Below are 19440 nucleotides of genomic sequence, written 5' to 3'. Positions count from 1 at the left end.
GTGCGCCTACAGGCGGCTCGCTTTTCGATACTGTGACGGGGTCGTTTTCTCATTTTTGACGAAAACGCGGTTCAAGTAAAAGCCGTTTTGGTAGCCGCAGCATTCGGAGATGCTGTCGATCGTCATGCGCGTTTCGAGCAACAGTGTTTTCGCTTTTTCCAGACGCAGCGAGGTCAAGTAGCGCAGCGGCGTTATCCCGTAGCAAGCGCTGAACCGCTTGGTCAGCTGCGCCGGAGAAATGCCGAGATCGGCCGCGACCGTTCTCAGGTTCAATTGCGAGAACGCATGCTGCTGAATCAGCGACTGCGCTTCCTGCATCAGCGGGTCAGTTTGGATGCTTTTGGACGAAATGCTCTGCATAAAGCCTTCTCCAAGCTCATCGCAGTAAAGCAGCCATATATCCAGACAATAGTGCGAGTACTGCGGCAAGCTGATATCGGAAGGCCAAGATTGCCACTTGCGCATCAAATTGTAGTTATGGGTAAGGCGACTCGTATCAAACAGGCTAATTTTTCCGATCGGCAGCATGCTTTCATCATGGGGCGGCCCTTCGTCTGAGGGACGCCAGGTCAGTTCGAAGTAGTAGAACGTAAGGGGCGTATTGATCACCCGGCGAAAGGGGACGCCCGGCGGACAAAGCACCAGATCGCCGAATGTCGCGGAGCCTTTTTGGTCGCCGATCTCATAATAAAACGAGCCCGACTCGATCGCGAACATGACCCAAATGTCGTATGTATCCTCATATAGCAAAAAACGTTCTTTCTCAAGCCAGTAGATGCTGAGTTTCACACGCGGATGCAGGCCAGAGAGCATCGTTTTTCCCATCTGCTCGCTCCTCCTCTGTCCATGTTGTGCAGCGAAGTGAAATCCCTTTCATTATAAAGCAAAACGCGGGCTCCTCCAATGCTAAATTTGGGATCGCTTGGAAGGAGTCCGCGTTTTGCTATGACGAATTTCATTTCAAAGAACGTTGTGATGTGTCCCGGAGCTGGCGAGCAAACGATGAACGAATTAATCCAATAACTTCATCAACATAATTGTTGGTGCCGACCTTAGAGCATACACAGGTCAGGGCACTGGCCCTTTTAAGCATCCGCCCATCCTGTCACTGCTGCGCCTCCGACACGGCTACGATCATCGCGCTGACCGTCCATTCCCCCCGTTTGATGTCCTCGCTGCCCGTCCAGCTGCCGGTAATCGTCGCCTGACCGGGCTTCAGCTTCATCCCGGTAAGCACGATCGTTTGCCCGCCCTGCACGACGAACGCTTTATCGTTGTCGACCGTTGAGATCGTGCAGCGGAAACGAACCTTCACGTTTTTGTAGCTGCCCAGCTCGGCCAAGTTAATCTCCGTAAAGTCGGGCTTGATCCGGCTGAACGCGAATTGGCCGCTGCGGTATTCGTACAGCGATATCCGTCCCGCTCCTTTGCCGGTATCGTTGTCGACGGCCAGGACGCCCGGGCGCTCCTCTTGGTAGCCGTCGGCTTCGAAATCGAACAGCTTGCGCAGCCCGGACGACGTGTAGTCGTAGGCGATGTACCGGGAGGCGCGGTCCGCCGAGGCCGCTTGCAGCAGCAGTGCCTGCGCTCCTTGCTGGGCGGGGCTCTCCGCCGCTCGCAGCTCCTTGATCTTCGTGTTTTTGTCCAAGGACGCTTCCAGCGTGTCCACGGTTTTATCGCCCTTCATTCGGACGAGCACGAGCTTGTTATCGGCGGTAATCCCGGCGGCGTACACAAGCGCGCCGAACTGGGACTGGCCCGTTACGATGCTCGAGAAGGAGGCGTCCGGCAGCGCCTTTTGCAGCAGATGCTTCGGATCGGCCGTCGCCCAAGCGAGCTCGGCGTCCTTCAGCTTTGCGGACGTATCGCGGTAAGTGCCGAGCGTCTCGTACAGAGCCGTAGCCTCGGCAAATTTGCCGGCGCTAACGAGCTGATCGGCGGCCGCAAGCTGACTTTTGTAGCTGTCCTGAATCAGCTTTAACGATTTGGAGCTGGATACGGCCCAATCCTTGGCTACTTCGAATTGTTTGGCCGTCTGGAAGAATGTAGCCCAATCTTTGGCCGCCAGTTGGGCGGACAACCGGCCAAACACGACCTGCTCGATTTTCGGAAGCAGCCAGTCCGCCTTCCTGCCGTATTGCTCGTACAGCTTCTTCAGCCGGCCGCCCTCGTTGAATAAATCGGCGAGTCCTTTTTGGGCGTTCCACGTGTCGAGGCGGGCCGCATCGTAGGGCGTCAGCAGGGTGCGGATCTTCTCGTTTTTTTGCCGTTCTCCGCCGTAAAAATCCGCGGGCAGCAGCATCAGGGCGATGGCGGGCTCGTCCGAAAACGACTTGCCCGCGATCCCGGTCCGGATCTCGTTCTCCGCCTTCTCCGCGGCGCGTGCCAGCGCACTCGCCAGCTCGGCCTCGATGCTGTCTGCGGCGGCAAACTCCGCGAAGCTTTGGGCGACGAAGCCCCCTTCGGCGAGCGCTTCCTTCCGTCTCTCCCCGTATTCGGAATAGACGCCGATCAGTGCCTGGAGGTCGCCGTTCCGATCCGCACTTTGGATTCGCCCGGATAGTTGGCTGAGCTGCTCCCGTACAGCGGTCACCGGCTTCAATTCTTCCGCCTTTTGCGAGATATCGTCGTCCATGTAGGAGATCCAGCGGTTTTGCACGACTTTGGCCGCGTATGATTCCGCCTGCACCCAGTCCTGTTCCGCGTACAGCAGGAGCGCCCGCTCATAGTCTTTCACCTTCATGTAGCCGTTGTACAGCTTGCAGGCCGCAACGCCGAGCAGAACAAGCATGAGGACGAATGCGGCTGCCCGCAGACGTAAGGCGTTCCTATAGGATAGGGTAAGTTGCATCGGTCATTCCTTTCTATTAAGTTGAACGAATGATAAGTCCATTCCATTCCGAAAAAAATTGCTTGAAGCTTCAGACATCTTGTTTGGAGTGTCTCGGTTTGAATAGGCCTTCGGTTGGTAGACACTCCAAGCCAAAACTCGCTTTCAAGCTAATTTCTTTTCTCCATTCCATTTAGCTTATCATCGAGGTGACTAATTCAACTTAATTAAAACATTCCTTGAAAATCGGGATCGGAGGCGTAGCGGGTCTGGGCTTTTTCTTTACATTTCGCGTACAGCTCGTTGCGCTGCTGGACCGGCGTATCCGCTAGGAGCTTGCACAACCGATGAAACCTTTCCCTTGGCAATTCGTCTAAGTAATCAATGATGAAGCGAGGGTACATCTGTACATATTTTTTCATGCGCAGAGCGCTGCCGGCCATCGAGACGAGGAATTCCCGGCCGCCCTCCATCGCTTCGATTTGCGGACGGAAGGCGACGACGTAGTCGAGCGCGCTGTGCCGGACCAGCTGCCTGTTCACTTTGACCGCATCGCGCATGTACAGGACGAATTCCGGATCGAACTTTTTCGGGACGAGCGGATCGAGCTCCAGTTCCATGTCTTTACGGATGTAGAAGCGGCGCAGGCAGGCGATTTTACGCTGTTTGATGGACTCGTTGTTTAACAAATATCCGATCTCCCGGAGCTTCTCATACGCCTCCTTCGGATGGTTAGCGCTCATATCGCCGTCGGCCTCCTGCAGGTCGGCCCGGATTCCCTTGAGGATAGCCGGGGTATGATCGACGAGCACTTCATGGAACCGATACAGGTCGGCGTAAGGTTTGTATCGTTTGCGGAGAAGGAAGAGCAGGGCAAGGAACGCGGCTCCTCCGATCCCGGCGGCGGCGATCTGCATCCAATCGTTCGCCAGAACGACGGCCAGCGCCACAAGAGCTACCGCGCCGAATGCTTCCGCCATCGGCAGCACCCGGTTCAGGGAGGCGATATAGCGGGCGACGGGGATAAACTTCCCGGTTGCACCGCATTCCTTGCAGCGATCGTCGAACAGGACCGAGTAGGCTCCGCATTTTTTGCAAGTTTTTAAACGCTCGAAGGCGCAGGACGTGTTCCTGCTCGGGCGGAATTGGACGGCGAGCTTAGTCTGCATGGGTGCTGTCCCCCATCTTCAATCGGTTGATCAGGGAGGAATCGATCTGCTCGCGGGTTATCGCTTTTTTCTTATAGGCGTGATAAAACGCCCATTTTACTAGAAGGTATATCGCTGCGGCGATCAACAGGATGTAAGTCAGCATAGTCGGTCTACTCTCCCATTCTTTCAAATTGTGCGTTTATCCGCCCGCAAGCGGGCCGGATTGGCAGAAAACGATGGAAATTGTCGCTTCTAGAGGGTATCATAAACTTGTCAATTCTAGCATTCCGACCCATTTCGACACACATTCATTGTACTATCTGTCCGCACGTTTGACCACTTCTTTGCCGGACCGCCATGATTGCGATACATTTATAGAGGTAGAAATGAGTTTCAAAACCTTACAACCAGCTCTGCAACTAGCGAAGACTTACACGGGGGTGCGAATCGTGAACAAATTAACCAAACACGGCATCGGGTCGGCTCTTGCCTCCATCCTCATCGTTCTCCTGATCCTGGGGACAAGCCCGGCAGCCGTATACGCGGCGGACGCCGATCAGAAGATGGACGCGGTGCTCGCCATGGACGCAAGCACTTCGATGAACGATAGCGACAGGAACAAAGTGGCCAACGAAGCGATGAAGCTGTTCGTCGATATGGCCTCGATCAGCGGCGACAAAATCGGGGTGCTTTCCTATACCGACCAGATCATGAGGGAAAAAGCGCCGCTTACGATCAACTCGGCCAAAGATAAAGAGGAGCTCAAATCGTTTATCGATCAGCTGTCGAGAGGTCCTTATACCGATATCGCCGTCGGGGTAGCCGAAGCGGTCAAAATATTGGAGCGGGGCAAAGATCCCGGCCGTCATCCGCTGATCGTGCTGCTCTCGGACGGGAACAACTCCTTGAACAAGGGACGTACGCAGCAGCAATCCGATCAGGAGCTTCAGGCCGCTGTGAAAAAAGCCAAGGATCTCGGCATCCCGATCTATACGATCGGTCTGAACGCGGACGGGCAGCTCAATAAGGACGTGCTGGAGGGCATCTCGAAGGAAACCGGAGGCAAGTCGTTCGTTACGAGCACGGCGGACACGCTGCCGCAAATTTTAAGCGAAATATTCGCCAACCATCTGAAGCTGAAAGTCGTGCCGCTCACCGGTTTTACCGCAAACGGCGATTATCAGGACGTCATCGTCACGATCCCGAACGCCAATGTGATGGAAGCGAACATCTCGATCATGTCGGGCAAGCCGGTCGAGGTGAAGCTGTTCGACCCTTCGGGGCAAGAGCGAAAGGTGCCGTCGGACGGCGTCGTTTATTCCAAGTCGGCCGCTTACTCGCTCGTGAAGCTGCTGAAACCGGCGCAAGGCGACTGGAAGCTGCAAATTAAAGGGGTCAGCCAGGACAAAATCAACATCAATCTCGTCTACAACTACGACCTGGAGCTGGTAGTGAACGGGCTGCCTCAGACAGCGAAGAAAGGCGATTCGATCCAGGTGAACGCACTGCTTCAGTCGAACGGACAGCCGGTGGCGGATGCGGAATTGTACAAAAACTTGAAATCGGTCCTGCAGCTCACCGATCTGGATACGAAGCAGACGAAAGAAGTGCCGCTGACGAACAGCGGCAAAGATTTCACGGGATCGTTCACGATCGCTGATAGGCACAACTACGAAGCGAAAGTGCGTGTAGAGGATTCGAGCTTTTTCCGGGAAACCGCGCCGGTAACGATCAACGCGAAAGGAGCATCGGGCCAGCAACCGGCCCCGACCCCTACGACTCCTGTGGAGCCGGCCGAACCGGCCAAGCCGTTTCCATGGGTTATGGTGATCGGCGGAGCGGTTCTCCTGATCGTGCTGCTTGCGCTGGGCCTGTTCATTTTGAGCAAGGTGAAGCAGGCGAACAAAGGCTTTTACGGCCAGTTGGTCATCGAGATTATCGACGAGGATACGGGGGAGCGCTCCAGTCCGCAATACAGGAAGCTAAACGCCTTCAAGGGCAAAGTGAAGCTGCATCAACTGCTTCAGCTCGCGCCCGAATTCGCGGAGACGGACAAAATTGTATTTACCCCGGGCAGCGACTCGGTGTTTATAATAAGCCAGACGGATTGCTTGGTCGAGAAGTCGGGCAGAGCGTTCGACGTCACGAAGCCGAAGGAGCTCAAAAACAACGACCGGATCAAAATTACGCTGCAAAACGTTCATAAGTCGATTTGGCTCGACTATATTCATTAATTCGGATTATGAGACTGTCGATTCATTATGAACAACCGAGTGGAAAGTGAAAAGATTGCCTTCTGGCGAGTTTTGTCTGGAACCCCAAACCTTAAAATCCTTTAAAATCAAGGGATTCCGGACAACCTGTCTGAGCAGAAGAAGGCAACTTTTCACTTGGAACGACCAGTTAACAATTCTACACATTTAATCGACAGTCTCATTACACCCATTAGGAGGAACCTACCATGAAGGCAGTCGTCAAAGAGCATATCGAGCAGTTGGACGTATCCAAGGGCGGCGGGATCGTCAGCGACAAGATCCGGGTCGACACGATCGACAACCCGATGCTGGTCATCGGACTCGGCGGGACGGGCATCGACGCGCTGCTCCGCTTGAAATACCAGATCAACCGCAGATTCAAGCTGCCGGAAGATCCGATCTCGAAGAAAAAGCAGGACAAGCCGGACAACGTCGAATTTCTCGCGTTCGAGACGAACGAGCACGACCGGAACAAAAAATACCGCGGCATCGGGCTTGACCCGCTGACCGAATACGTGCTGCTGTCCAACCCCGAGGTGGGTGGCCTGCTTCAGAACCGGAGCCTGCTTGAGCCTCACGTCAAAGACTGGCTGTCGCCGGAGCTGCTGATCACCGACGGCATCAATGGAGCGTCGGGCATCCGGCAAGCCGGAAGACTGCTGCTGTTTACGAAGATCGTTCAGGTCGTGCAGGCGATCGAGAAGAAAATCAAAGCGCTGTCCGTCGGCACGAACAAAAAACTGATCGTCTTCCTGCTGACAGGGCTGTCGGGCGGCACCGGAAGCGGCTGCTTCCTCGACATCGCCTACATTACGAGAGGGCTCATCGAGCGCGACTACGGCGACTCCGGGGTGGACAAGATCAATATGTTCGGCTATCTGTTCATGCCGGACGTCAACCTGTCGAACAAGAGCATCTCCGACCATACGCGGGAGTACATCAAGAAAAACGGCTACGCCGCCCTCAAAGAGCTCGACTACTGGATGAACGTCAACGAGCGCAACGAAAGGTTCAAGCAGCAGTACGGCAGCATTTTGTCGGTGAATTCTCCGGTCGCACCGTTCAACTTCGCGCATCTGATCTCGGCGACCAATCTCGAAGGAACGCTGCTCGAGAACGGTTACGACTATTGCATGAACGTGACGGCGGAGAAGATCACGACCTTTATGGCCAGCGAAGAGAAGCAATCGGGCGAAGAATTCGCCATTCACGACTATATGAGCAACATTCATACGAACATCGCCCAGATGCCGAAGCAGTATGCGGCCAACTATCAGTACAACGTCATCGGGGCTTCGTCGGCCGTACTGCCGATCGAGGAGATGACGACGTTTCTCGCCTACCGGCTGTTCAAAAAGATGGAGAGCATGTTCGACGCCGCTCCTTCCCAGGAAGATGTGGAGAAGCTGGCGCGCAAGCTCGAGATCGACCCGGACTCCGTGCACCGGGAGTTCAACAAGCGGGTGCCGGAGCCGATTCCCGGCTACCAGAACAGCGAGCGGCTGAGCTACAACAACGTCATTAAGCAGCAGGTCGTCAGCATCGATACCGAGCTGGAGCAAAGCTTCCTGTCCCGCGCGCGGGAAGAGTATATCAAGTCCAAGAAGCAGCTTCCCGGAGCGTGCCTCGAACGGTTCATCGAGCAGATCAACCGGATGTTTTTGAATCCGGAGCAAGGGCCGTTTTACGCGTCGCGGGCCATTTTCTCCAATAAAGGATACAGCCTGCTGAACCTGATCAGCTCGTATATCGAGGCGCTGAAGGAGAACGTGTACCGGATTCCCCAGGACGTCGAGGCGGCCAAGACGAGCGCCGGCCAGAAGCTGGGCGACGCCCGGAGCGCCTTCATCTCGCGCGACAAAAAGAAGGACGCCTACATCGAGGCGAAAATCCAGGAGTATCTCCTATACGCGGACCGCGAGCGGATGGAGCAGATGATCGAGTTTTACGAGGATCTGTACAACCTGCTGAACGACCAGAACTCGCGGATTTATTCGATTTTTACGGAAATCTTGAACGCCCTCAACCGGATCTTCGAGAAAAACGGCGACATCCTGATCAACGGGGACGAGCAGGTCGACCACAAAGGCAATAAAACGTACTTTTGGAACGTCGTTAACGTGCCGGACATCGAGAAGCTGATCGGACGGATGATGGACGACAAAAATGCGGGCGATCTGATCCGCGACTTCACCGGCGAGCTGCTGCGCAAGACGAACCAGTGGATCCGGGAGCAGGATATTGACATCGTCGGCTCGATCTCGGAATTTTTGACTGACCAGTTCGGCGAGCTGATTACCCGTTCGATGGAGGATTTCCTGGCGATCAAGTACGGGCAGGATGAATCGATCGAGAAGGTGATCGAGCGGATTATCGCCAAGCGGCTCGACGACGAGGCGATTCCCGTCTTCCACCTGAGCAACAGCGCGGGCAGCTTCCATTTCCCGGAATGCGGATTCGTATCCGTACCGGCCGATGCTCCGAACATTTTCAAGGGCGTGAACGGCTTCAAGGAGTTGGCGCTCGGCAAGACGAAATTTACGATCAAGGAAAGCCGGGTCAAAAACCGGATCTTCTGGCTGAATACGAAAAACGGCGTTCCTCTGTTCGCCTATTCCCCGCTGAAAGTGCTGGAGGAAAGCTACGAGAAGACGATTCTCGAGCCGGAAGGCGTCGGACGCCACCTTGTGCAGACGGAGAAGACGAACTGGACGTATCTGCCTTCGCCGATCCCGGAGAAGTCGTGGGGAGACGTGTACGTCAACTCCCGCGTCCGAACATATAACCACGATGTCCGGACGTTGTTCGGCAAGGCGGTATCGTTCGGCTGCATCGCGGAGAAGTCCGGCACCGCCAATACGAGCAGCCGGTTCGAATGCTACATGACGAAACCGTTCGATATTCAGGCGTACACCGCGCAGTACCCGATGCAGCTGGAAGGCGGGAAGATCAACTTCGGCGAGCTGAAGCGATGCATCGCGGGACTCAAGGAGCTGCTCCAAAACGGAATCGAACGCGTGGAGACGAAGGACATCTTCAACAGCACCTCGGAGGAGATGGCCAAGGAAAACCTGGTCCGTTCGCCGGAGATGATTGAGCGTCTGCGCAAGGAAGTGGCGAAGTACGAGCAGATCCGCGCCAAAATCGCTGAGCTGGAGACGTTGCTGAATTCGCATCAGGACGAGGAGAAGCTGCTGGACCGGTTTATCGAGGCGATGTATACGAAGACGATTATGAAGCGGGGCGCCCAGTACGTCTACGATCACGACGCGGATGAAGAAACGTGGGAACCGTTCGTTAATTTGATGAAGGTGAACAAGTTTTACGAGTTCGTCATCTTCGAGCAGATGCGGGGGCTTGATGCCAAGCGGCAGGCGCTCTTGCAGCGCAAGGCGTCCAAACGGAGCGAGCAGATGACGGCTTCGGACGATATATCGGGGCTGGTCGCAGCCCTGAAGGAAATGGCGGCCGCATACCAGGAGTCGAAGTCGGCGCTTGACTACGACCGGGGCGATTACGCTAACGGAGAAGAGATGTACCGGTTCTACAAGCAGGTTGCGGCGAAAGTGAGCGATATGCTGAGAACGGTGCAGTAACGGCGGCACAACTTACAGCGAGTGGAGGTAGCGCGCGTGAAGGAGAGACTATGGGCATTCGCCGGCGAATTCGACGCCCGGGCCGACAAGCTGGCGTATGAGAACGACGGACAGCGAGGCATTCATCACCCGCTCGTCTTTGCCTTTATCGGGGACAAGAGTCTGGATGCGCTGACCGCTGTGTACGAGTGGAACGAAACGAAGTGGAGCAACAGCAGAGGCGTCGTTTATTTGCATCTGTATACGGATAAGACGCTGGAGCGGGACAATGTGTTCGGCTTCCGCCTCGATGCCCCGATTGCGGACCGCAAGACGGTCAGGCCGGAGCTTCACCGCCGGTTTCACGACGATTCGGCAAAGCTGGCGGAGCTGAACCGCACCGTCCGGCAGCTCGGTACCCGGCTCGCGGAGTTCGGCCGTGTCTACGCCTCATTCCAGCAGGTGAATATCGCGGTCGTGACGATGGCGGACGATCCGTGCAATGTCGTCTTGCCGGAAGTCGCGCTGCTGCTTAAAGCGGTGCTTGGCGAGTCGTTCCAGCAAATCCAGACCGATCTGCACGGATTGATCCGGGAGAAGCAGGGGAACGGGGATTTTGCTTACTCCGCTTCGGTTAGCGTAGCTTTTATGCGGGAGCTGGAGCGGATTCAGGACCGCCGTTACAGCTTCAGCGCGCCGCTGCAGGTGACGGAGGACGGCATCCGGCTGCTGGTTGAGCACAAGGAGGCGCCGCTGTTCGATCTCGTTTATCTGCTCAGCGACAAAAACGAACAAGGTCTCTTCGTCGAAGGCAGCATGGAGGCGAACTACGAAATCATTTGCAGCCTGTGCCTCTTGAAAAACCGGAAGACGGCCGCTGAAACGGACCGCAGGCTGGAGACGTATAACAATCAGCATTACAAGCAGCATATCGGTTCCGGCAGCGGGGGCGGCGTCTACTCCACGGCGGGCTTCTCCAAAGTAAAGCGTCCGAACAAGGCGATCGCGCTGACGGTGCTGCATCATCTGACTCAATCGGTTACCGGGCTGCTGAAGGAGCGGAGCAAGGTCGACCGCAAGACGGCCGTAGAGCTGCTTCAGACCGATTCCGCTTCGATCGAGCGGAGAACGGAGACGCTTATGCCGGAACGCGGCAAGCTCGAGGAGATGAACGCGCTGCTGGCTTCGCCGGTCTCCTTCGACGAAGTGAAGTCGATGACGCTTGCGGAAGCGGAAGAGGCCATGTACGGCCGGCATGCGGGGAATTTTTTCCGAGAGCAGTTCGCGGATAAGGCGCAGCGGAAGCTGGAGCAGCTCGATCTGGAGCGGGAAGGCTGGGAAGCGCTCGAGCGGAACATCATCGGCAACCCGCGTTTCGGCGTATACGCCGCCTATGCCTGGACGAACGAGAAGGAAGATGCGGCCGTGTACCAGGAACTGCGGCAAACGGTCAAGGAAACGGCGAAGCAGCTGGAGGAAGGGCGGCACAGGCTCGAGGCGCTGCTCGGGGAATCGGTCGATATGCAGCCGTTCCGCCGCGTGCCTTTTATGAAGAAAAGCACGCTAAAGCATTTCAGCCGGTACTTGTTCGAGCACGTCTACGGCGAGCGGCTGGAGCTGCTGTATCTGGAAATGAAGCTGGCGCTGCTGAGACGGTACGAGGCGGTGCTGGTCCGGCTGCATGAGCGGGTAAGACCGAGAATCGAGCAGCTTCACGAGCTGGAAAACCGGATCCGCGAGGTTAGCCGGCAAAGCGTATCGGAAGCCGACGATTATCTCGGACGCAACATATCGGAATATTACGCTTCGGTCGTCCAAGGTGTCATCAAAGATTTGCAAGGCAAACGCGGCGACGAGTTCTGGTTCGAGGACCGGTATATCGGCGGGGAAGCGATCCAGTTCAAGGAAGGCGCGGAGCCTTTCCTGGAGAGGCTGATCGAGCTGTGCCGCAGAGAGGTGTTTCTGTACGAGCCGTTCCGCGAGTCGTTCGAGGACGAGCTGATCCGCAGGGCGAACGTCACCGTCCGGTTCGACGACCGAGATCAGGTGTTGTCCAAGGAGCAGCTGTTCCGGGATTTGTACGATACGCTGAGGCAGCGGGCGACCGTTCATCTCGACGTATACAACTATACGCAAAAGCACCGGTACGAGGAGCATTACTTTTTCGGCGATGCCGACAGCGAGTTTATCCGGTACGCGTTCGAGGTGGACCGGGACAGCCGGACGCACAAGCTGGGCTGCGTGCACGAGAACCGCAACAGCGGCATCGAGAAGCTGATTCTGATGGGCGGCTTCCGGATCGAGGACCTGCTCGTGTTCCGGAACGGCAGGAAGTATTATGACAGCTACCGCGAGAACGGGTATCAGTTCCACGCCGTGCAGTTGGACTAGAACAGGTTGTGCGGCTGGGGGTTGGCTGTTGGCGGGGGAACGTTCCGGCCGATTGAAGAGACTGGCCGGTTTGCCGGACGGCTTTTGCGGCGATACCCGCTGGAGATAGCGTCCAGTCGCCCGTGCTGCGAATGCCCGGCAGACAGCCGCCAGCCGCCGGTTGCTCCCCGGGTTCTGGGGCCAAGAGCCAAGAGCCAAGAGCCAAAAGCCAAAAGCCAAAAGCCAGGTGCGCAGATAACAGTCTCTAGCAGCTCTTATTTTAGGTAAAATAACTCGTCCTTCCCGAATACGAGTCTTTAGCAGCTCTTATTGTGGGGTGTTTCTGCCGGATAGGGGGATTTTGCCTAAAATAAGAGTCGCAAACGTCCGCTAATTGGCGCGTGTTCGAGGAAATCGCGATAATAAGAGTCGCAAACTAGGCTGTCGATTCACTGTGGACAACCAAGTGGAAAGGGAAAAGATTACCTTCTGGCGAGTTTTGTCTGGAATCCCCTACCTTACAATCCTTATTCAATCAAGGGATTCCGGACAACCTGTTTGAGCAAAGGTAACTTTTCACTTGGAACGGTCTGCTAACACTTCTACACAATGAATCGACAGGCTCGCAAACGTCCACTAATTAGCTTGTGGTCCCGGGTTGTGAAATTTCGCCAAAGGGGGGAGTCGGCGGTGTACCAACGAAAAGTGAATATACTGCTGCTCGTATGCAGTCTGATCGGCGGGCTGGCCGGATTCGCGGTTGGAGAAGTCATACTCGCCGAGTGGGAGGGCCGGATTCCAAACGCGCTGCTGATGGGCGCTTATTTCGGCCAGCTGGCGCTGTGGATCGGCCTCATGTGCCTGATCGCCGAGCTGGTGTCTCCGAAGCTGAACGGCAAAGGCTGGCGGCTGCGGTATGCGAAGGACGGCTGGAAGCTGCTCGTTCCCGCGACGCTTGTGCTGCTGCTCGTCTCGGGCGCTTTGCTCCAGCTGGTGTACGGTCTGCATCTGGGCGGCTTCAAGCCCGCACAAAATATTGTCGTCGCGATCGATGTGTCGGAGAGCATGAAAGAAACCGACCCGAACCGCGAAAGTTTTCGCGCAGCCAAAGAGCTCGTACAGACGATGAAGCCGAGCAAACGCGTCGGCGTACTGACGTTCAGCGATCAGGCCGAGCTGCTTCATCCGCTTACGTCCGTCTCGAGCCAAGCCGCGAAGGATGCGGTCATCGGCAAGCTGGACAGCTACGGTCCGCCGATCGGCGGCACGAATATCGAAGCAGCGCTGGCCATGGCGATGCAGCAGATCGAAGCCGATCAGACCGATAAGCGAAGAAGCATGGTGATCCTCATCTCGGACGGATACAGCGACGTCGATCTGAATCGGGCGCTTCATCCGTATACGAGCAACCAGATCATCGTGAATACGGTTGGCGTCAAATCGCAGGACGTCCAAGGCAACGAACTGTTAAGGAATATTGCATCGAGGACGGGCGGCGAGTACCACAGCGTCGATGACGTCCAGAAGCTGACGAACGTATTTGAGCAAATATACAGGGCGAATCAGAGCTGGCATCTGGTCGGCGAACGGACCGGACCGGCCGCGGGCAGTCTCCTGTACGCATTAGAACGGATCGTCATCGTGGCTGTAATCGGACTGCTGATCGGCTTGTCGCTCGGCATTATATTCGATAACCGCTTTCTGGCGCGTTCCTTCTCCGCCGGCGGGGCGTTAGCCGGACTGTTGGCCGGGCTGATTCTCGAGCAAGGGCTGCAGAGCGGCGATTTCCCTTTCTGGGCCGTACGGGCTGCCGCCGATCTGACGCTGGCCGCCGTGCTGTCGCTGGCTACGCTGCTTATCCCGTTCAAGGAGAGCCGGGGAGCCGAAGAATCGGGAAATGGCCCGTTCAGCCGCTTCCGGAAAAACACAGCCACCACTTTCGGGCAGCAGCAAGGGAACGTGAATAAGAGGTTCAGATAAACAGCTGACTGACTATACAAGTTGAACTCACTGTACTCCATGGATAAGCAGCATGTATTTAGGAACCTACTTAGTTAAAAAGCGAGTTATATAAAGTCATCTCTCCAAGAAGGAGGAACGCGCGGATGCAATGGAGCGACGAGCTGTCCGGGACAAGCCGGATCACCGAGATGCGTCACCGGGTACAAGGCAACGAGAGTGTGTTGACGTGGAAATGGCCGGCGGGTATTGACTTCGTCTATGTGTACCTGTTCCCGGCCGAGGCGGAGCAACCTCCGGAACAGCGGCTGCCGGCTGCGATGAAGCTGTATACGCGCGAGGAGTACAAAGCGAAGGCGGGGTACCGTGGACGCCTCGATGGGATCGGACATTATGCATATCGCGTCTACCCGTGTGTGCGCAAACCGGAAGGCATTGTCGTGCTGCGTCAGGAAGACGGGGACAACCTCATCCGGTTCGCTGCCGCCAAAGCCAGAATCCGGTATTCGATCAAAACCGGCATGGCTCTGTTCCGCAAATACCAGCCGGTCCGGATCGAGCTGACGAGCGAGGTTGCCGTTCCGAAGGAAGCGTTGTGTTACGTCCTGAAAGAAGGCGGGATGCCGCTACATCCGGAGGACGGAACGGTGTATCCGTTCATCGACGATATTCAGCCGGGACGAAACGTGCTGCCGGACATCGAAATTCCGAAAAACAGCCGGATCAAATTGTTTTTTACAGACGGTAAAAAGTACGGCGAGCTGTTCGAACTCATACCGGAATAAGGAGTGGACGAAGCATGCTGCAGTTTTTGAAAGGAATGTTTGAGAAGAAGCCGCCGGAGAAAGTAAAACCCGAGTTTTATCCGATCGTATGCCCGTTTTGCTTCAGCAAATTTAATCCCGATGCTGTAGTGTTCCGGGCGGCGCACCACGTAGAGGACGATCAGGATTACGCGCTGCAGGAAGACGAAGCGTTGAACAAATACCGCGGGCGGTTCAATCTGTCCCCGATCGATGAGATCGAAGCGGTTATCGAGCCGTTCTCCATCCCGGACGAATCCAAAATTTATTCCGGCAAAGTGCTGGTCGGCGTAAACGACCGTTATGGCCGGGTAACCCGAAAGCGGCTGTGCCCCAATTGTCATAACGAGCTTCCGATCACGTCGGGGAAAGTCGCCAGCAACATCATCTCAATCGTCGGGGCTTCCCAGGTCGGCAAATCGGTGTACATGACCTCGCTCATTCATACGCTGCAGCACGCCACCGCCTCGAATTTCAATGCGGCCTGCATCCCGCTTAACGCCGAGATCAGCCGCCGGTTCCGGCAAAACTACGAGGAGCCGATATTCGAACGGGGCACGATGCTGGAAATGACCCAGAAGGAAGAGAAGCAGGAGCCGTTTATTTTCCAGTTCGTCTTCAAAGGGGAAGACGTAGCTCCGCTCACGCTCGTCTTCTTTGATGTCGCCGGCGAGATTATGACCGACCGCGATTTGCTCGACCTGTACGCGGCCCATATCAAAAACTCGTCGGGCATTCTGTTCATGGTCGATCCGCTGCAAATTAAAACGATCCGCGACAGGCTGCTGCTGAACGTCGGCAATCAGGCCGGCGAATTCGCAAGCCGTTACGACGAGCCCCGCGAGGTCGCTATTACGATGTTTGAAAATTTTATCGGGCATCAGGACAAAGCCAAAACCGACATCCCGACCGCCGTTGTTTTGACCAAAAGCGATATGCTGCAGCATCTGAAGGAGGAAGACGGGGAGTACATCCGCTCGAACAGCAACGTATTCCGCGACGTGATTCATCGGCAGCATTTGAATATGACCGAATTTGAAAACATCAACGGCGAAATACGCCGGTTTCTGGAGAAGGTCGACCGGCCGTTCAAAGACGCGTTGGACGTCTACTTTACAGATACCGCCTACTTTGCCGTATCGGCGCTCGGGTCCAACCCGGTGGACCGGAAAATTACCGGGGTCGTGAATCCGTGGCGCGTTGACGAGCCCTTCGTATGGCTGCTCTACAAGCTGAATTATATCGAGGGGAGAGAAGGGGGCGAAGGCAGTTGAGCCAGAGCGGGAAAATCCAGCAGCAATACTATACGCGCGGCCGGTCAGGCGTGTTCCGGACGAACGAAGGGCTCGATACGGTGGCCAAATCCCCCTCTCTAGACAACAACTTCATTAAGAAGACGCTTCATCCGTTTTGCCTGTATCATGCTCCGCAGGAGCTGCGGCAGCGGGGCGAAGAGGACGTGTCGAAGTATCCCGAATCGCTGACCGTATTTACGGCGGAAACCGGGGAGCTCGTCATCGGACGGGGCGTATTTGCGGGGGCGGATTTTACAGGGCAGCGGGATACCGTGTTTCTGCACCATTACATCGTCCCGCAGGAGCTAGCTGAGTCGGTGTACCGGCTGCCGAACTCGATTTTCCGGATCACCGGCTTTGCAAGCAAATATAACGAAGAGATCAAGGAGCTCCCCGAGCTGGACGAGCTGGAGTACGACAAGCAATCCTACGTAACAGGCCAGCAGCATATGCTGGACCGGCTCGGAATCGACGAAGCGTTGTTTAAACAGCTGCTCTGGTCGGTATGCATGTCCATCTCCAGCAACAAAAAGGTGTACATTGCGCTCGACGTAGACGTCACCGAAAGTTCGCTGTATGCGAATCAGCTGCTTGAGCTTTTGTATCATTGCCTGCCGTATGGAATGCGCCGCAAGTTCGGCTTTACGACGTATTCGCACGAGCCGCAGGGCAAGAAGTATATCGACGTGATGGTAGTGGAGAAAAGCAGCATCCGGGCCGGCGACCGCCAGATCGACAAGGATTACTTGTTCGATTTTCCGAATCGCAGGTTCGTCAATACGGAGCCTCCCGGGGCGGAGATGCCTTATCTGGATTTTGCCTGGGCGTACCGGGGACAGCCTGCGGAGCTGGAAGCTTTTTTCGATTTCGCCGAAGAAGCGCTTCAAGACGTGGACGCTCAGACGGCGGCATCGCTGCCGGCCTATCATCAGTTGAACGTGCTGTACCAGATCGAGCAGGGCGGCGAAGATATTTATGAATCGAAGAAGGAAGCGATCGTTACTAGCATCCTGACCTATCTGAACGATCGGAATGTCGAGAGCAAGCCGCGGCTGGACGAGCTGTTCTGGCAACTGGCGGAGCGCGAAATCTCGCTGTTCGGCAAAGGCCATATCTTGTCGCTCGGTTACGTGGAAGCGATGATCGACTATTACCGGATCGGCGGCTTAAAGGAAAACCTGGTGTTTTCGCTGATCAAGCTGCTCTATAACGGCTGGAACTTCCACGAAGACAGCGGTTATCCGAACCGGGTATTCGACGCCGTCCTCAAGCACGAGGAGCTGTTTCAGGCCGTTGCCCATAAAATGCTTGCCACCGAGCAGTTCGCGCCTGTGCTGCAGGCGTATATGCTCGACCGGATTCAGCAGGCGGGCACGATGCAGGCTTTGCAGGAAGAAATCTCGTTTTGGCTCAAACATATCGAAGATGCGGTCGGCTCCGCTTATTTCCAGGAACAGCTGATGCGCAGAACGAAGGAGCTGCTCGAGAAGGACCGCGAACGGATCGCGTCGGGCGGTAGTCTGAACGTGTTTTTGGATATGCTGTACAAAAGCGATACCGGCAACACGAAGCGGCTGCAGCGTTTTTATAACGATCTGGACGTGCACGCGCAGAAAACGATTATCGGCAAGATCGATCTGGACCAAGTCACGCTGCAGCAGCTGGAAAGCATGAAATATATGCTGGGCAATCATTCTCACGTGTTGACCGAAAGTCTGGGTCCGAGAGATCAGGCCGTATTCCATACGCTGCAATGCGCTTCCTATTTGCTGCGCAACGTCAATTCGAAGGAAGCCGAGAGCTACATGGTGCTGAGCCGGCTTATGCCCAAGGAGCTCGATCAGCTTCAAGCGCTGCTGCAGCGAGTGTTGAAGGGACGGGCCCGCCCGGAAAACTACGAGAAGATCGCGTACGCCTTCTATGAGAACGGGCTGGAGCCAGGCGAATGCTCCTTCGCCTTTATGCAGATGCTTGCGTACATCCGGCAGGAGGCGGACCACGCCGATGAGATTTATGATTTTATCCACTGGTCGGCCGGATACGCTTATTTTCACCTTCCGAACATGGCGATGACGAAGGAATACGAAGCGGCGCTTCGCGGTTATTTTCTCAGGTCGGACCGCGGAGCCTTGAATAAGAAAAACGTCTGGCTGAAGCTGAAAAGCATCCCGAACGCCTCCATGCGGAAAGTGCTGGCTGATATCCGGCTGGCGCAGGCGAATCCGCTCATCCGGTTCATGAAGGGGAACCGGAAAATGCTCATTCAATTCGGAAGCATATTCGCTGGAGTGGCCGTGCTGGTGACGATCGGAATCGTCGGGTACCAGACGTGGTTCCAGCCCGTCCAGCCGGTGCAGCAGGTGCCGGGCGGAGACACCGGGCAGAACGATCCGCTGCTTGGCCCTCCCGCTCCCGGGACGGAGTCGGGTACCGGCGCGTCAACAGGCACTTCGCCGGGCAGCCAGCCCGGAAGCGGAACGCCGTCCGGCAGCGGCACTTCGCCGGGAGGCACGACCATCGTGCCGCCGCTGAGCGGCCAGCCGCCAATCGGCAATGGCAGCGGCACCGGAAGCAATGGTGGAGCTGACGCCGGCACCGGCGCGGGTTCCGGAACCGGAAGCAACACGGGGACGGGAACGGGCTCAACAGGCGCAGGTGGCGGCGGCGGAATCGGATCAGGTGCAACAGGTATGGGCCCAACTGGGACCGGGGCAAGTACCGGTACCGGCAGGCCTTAACCGGTTTTCGTCTTAACTGGCTTCCGCCGTTTCCGGTCGAATGCAGCTAACGTACCGCTGCAGCTGGCGATGGTAGATTGGCAGGCGGTACATGACTTTTGCGCCGGGGCGTAACGTGATAGACGGAATCCGTTGGTGCTTCTCGCACAATTCGGACCATGGCGTTGTTACAGAATAGACTGCTTGGGCATTCGTTGCTCAAGCAGTTTTTTTATCATTAAAAAGTTTTACTAAAGCATTAAAGTGGTGGAGTGAAACATTCTTTATTAAGAAAAGTCTCTGCTTAAACGCAGACTCATTCCTCGCGACGCGGCAAAGACTTCGTTAGAAGCTTTCATAATAGGCACCAAGCGCCGTAGGGCCGTTTATCGCGGAAGCCGATCAACGTTAGGAGGCGTCTGCTTTTTATACTTCGTCCTGCACAAAGACTCTTATCTCTAAGTTGTGGCAGGCTAACACATTTC

General features: G+C 55.9%; 11 protein-coding genes. 7 read left to right on the top strand and 4 right to left on the bottom strand.

Annotated features, from left to right (window positions below; genetic code table 11):
* Positions 1 to 6: 6 nt before the first annotated feature.
* The 4 genes from AC3Y2E_RS02120 to AC3Y2E_RS02105 all read right to left on the bottom strand — a co-directional run bounded on the left by AC3Y2E_RS02120 (position 7) and on the right by AC3Y2E_RS02105 (position 4144).
* On the bottom strand, positions 7 to 825 hold the full coding sequence (locus tag AC3Y2E_RS02120; protein ID WP_379206637.1) for a helix-turn-helix domain-containing protein: 819 nt from the start codon (positions 823 to 825) through the stop codon (positions 7 to 9).
* A 280-nt stretch (positions 826 to 1105) separates the two neighbouring features.
* Entirely contained in the window at positions 1106 to 2851 is a 1746-nt protein-coding gene (locus AC3Y2E_RS02115) for a hypothetical protein (protein ID WP_379206635.1), read from the bottom strand.
* Between the two features lie 206 nt (positions 2852 to 3057).
* Positions 3058 to 3999, bottom strand: a complete 942-nt coding sequence (locus AC3Y2E_RS02110; RefSeq protein ID WP_379206633.1) for a hypothetical protein — start codon at positions 3997 to 3999, stop codon at positions 3058 to 3060.
* The gene (locus AC3Y2E_RS02105; RefSeq protein ID WP_379206631.1) at positions 3989 to 4144 is read right to left on the bottom strand and encodes a hypothetical protein; all 156 of its coding nucleotides are present in this window, start codon (positions 4142 to 4144) and stop codon (positions 3989 to 3991) included. Before AC3Y2E_RS02105 ends, AC3Y2E_RS02110 begins: the two co-directional genes overlap by 11 nt.
* A gap of 286 nt (positions 4145 to 4430) precedes the next feature.
* On the opposite strand from AC3Y2E_RS02105, the gene AC3Y2E_RS02100 reads away from it, so the two are divergent.
* The 7 genes from AC3Y2E_RS02100 (at position 4431) to AC3Y2E_RS02070 (ending at position 18976) form a co-directional block, all read left to right on the top strand.
* Positions 4431 to 6215 (top strand): vWA domain-containing protein, encoded by a 1785-nt coding sequence (locus AC3Y2E_RS02100; protein ID WP_379206629.1) that lies wholly within the window; start codon positions 4431 to 4433, stop codon positions 6213 to 6215.
* A 227-nt stretch (positions 6216 to 6442) separates the two neighbouring features.
* Complete coding sequence (locus AC3Y2E_RS02095; protein WP_379206627.1) at positions 6443 to 9832, top strand: tubulin-like doman-containing protein; 3390 nt, start codon at positions 6443 to 6445, stop codon at positions 9830 to 9832.
* 36 nt (positions 9833 to 9868) lie between these two features.
* Entirely contained in the window at positions 9869 to 12202 is a 2334-nt protein-coding gene (locus AC3Y2E_RS02090; protein WP_379206625.1) for a hypothetical protein, read from the top strand.
* 669 nt (positions 12203 to 12871) lie between these two features.
* Entirely contained in the window at positions 12872 to 14161 is a 1290-nt protein-coding gene (locus AC3Y2E_RS02085) for a vWA domain-containing protein (protein ID WP_379206623.1), read from the top strand.
* A gap of 125 nt (positions 14162 to 14286) precedes the next feature.
* Positions 14287 to 14925: a hypothetical protein gene (locus AC3Y2E_RS02080; protein ID WP_379206621.1), complete on the top strand. Its 639-nt coding sequence runs from the start codon at positions 14287 to 14289 to the stop codon at positions 14923 to 14925.
* A gap of 14 nt (positions 14926 to 14939) precedes the next feature.
* Complete coding sequence (locus AC3Y2E_RS02075; RefSeq protein ID WP_379206619.1) at positions 14940 to 16217, top strand: TRAFAC clade GTPase domain-containing protein; 1278 nt, start codon at positions 14940 to 14942, stop codon at positions 16215 to 16217.
* Complete coding sequence (locus tag AC3Y2E_RS02070; RefSeq protein ID WP_379206617.1) at positions 16214 to 18976, top strand: GAP1-N2 domain-containing protein; 2763 nt, start codon at positions 16214 to 16216, stop codon at positions 18974 to 18976. Before AC3Y2E_RS02075 ends, AC3Y2E_RS02070 begins: the two co-directional genes overlap by 4 nt.
* The last annotated feature ends 464 nt before the right edge of the window (positions 18977 to 19440 follow it).

It is taken from the genome of Paenibacillus sp. MAH-35 (assembly GCF_058135425.1).
Note: the sequence above shows the minus strand (reverse complement) of the source record. Positions and strands in the feature narration are given on the sequence as shown.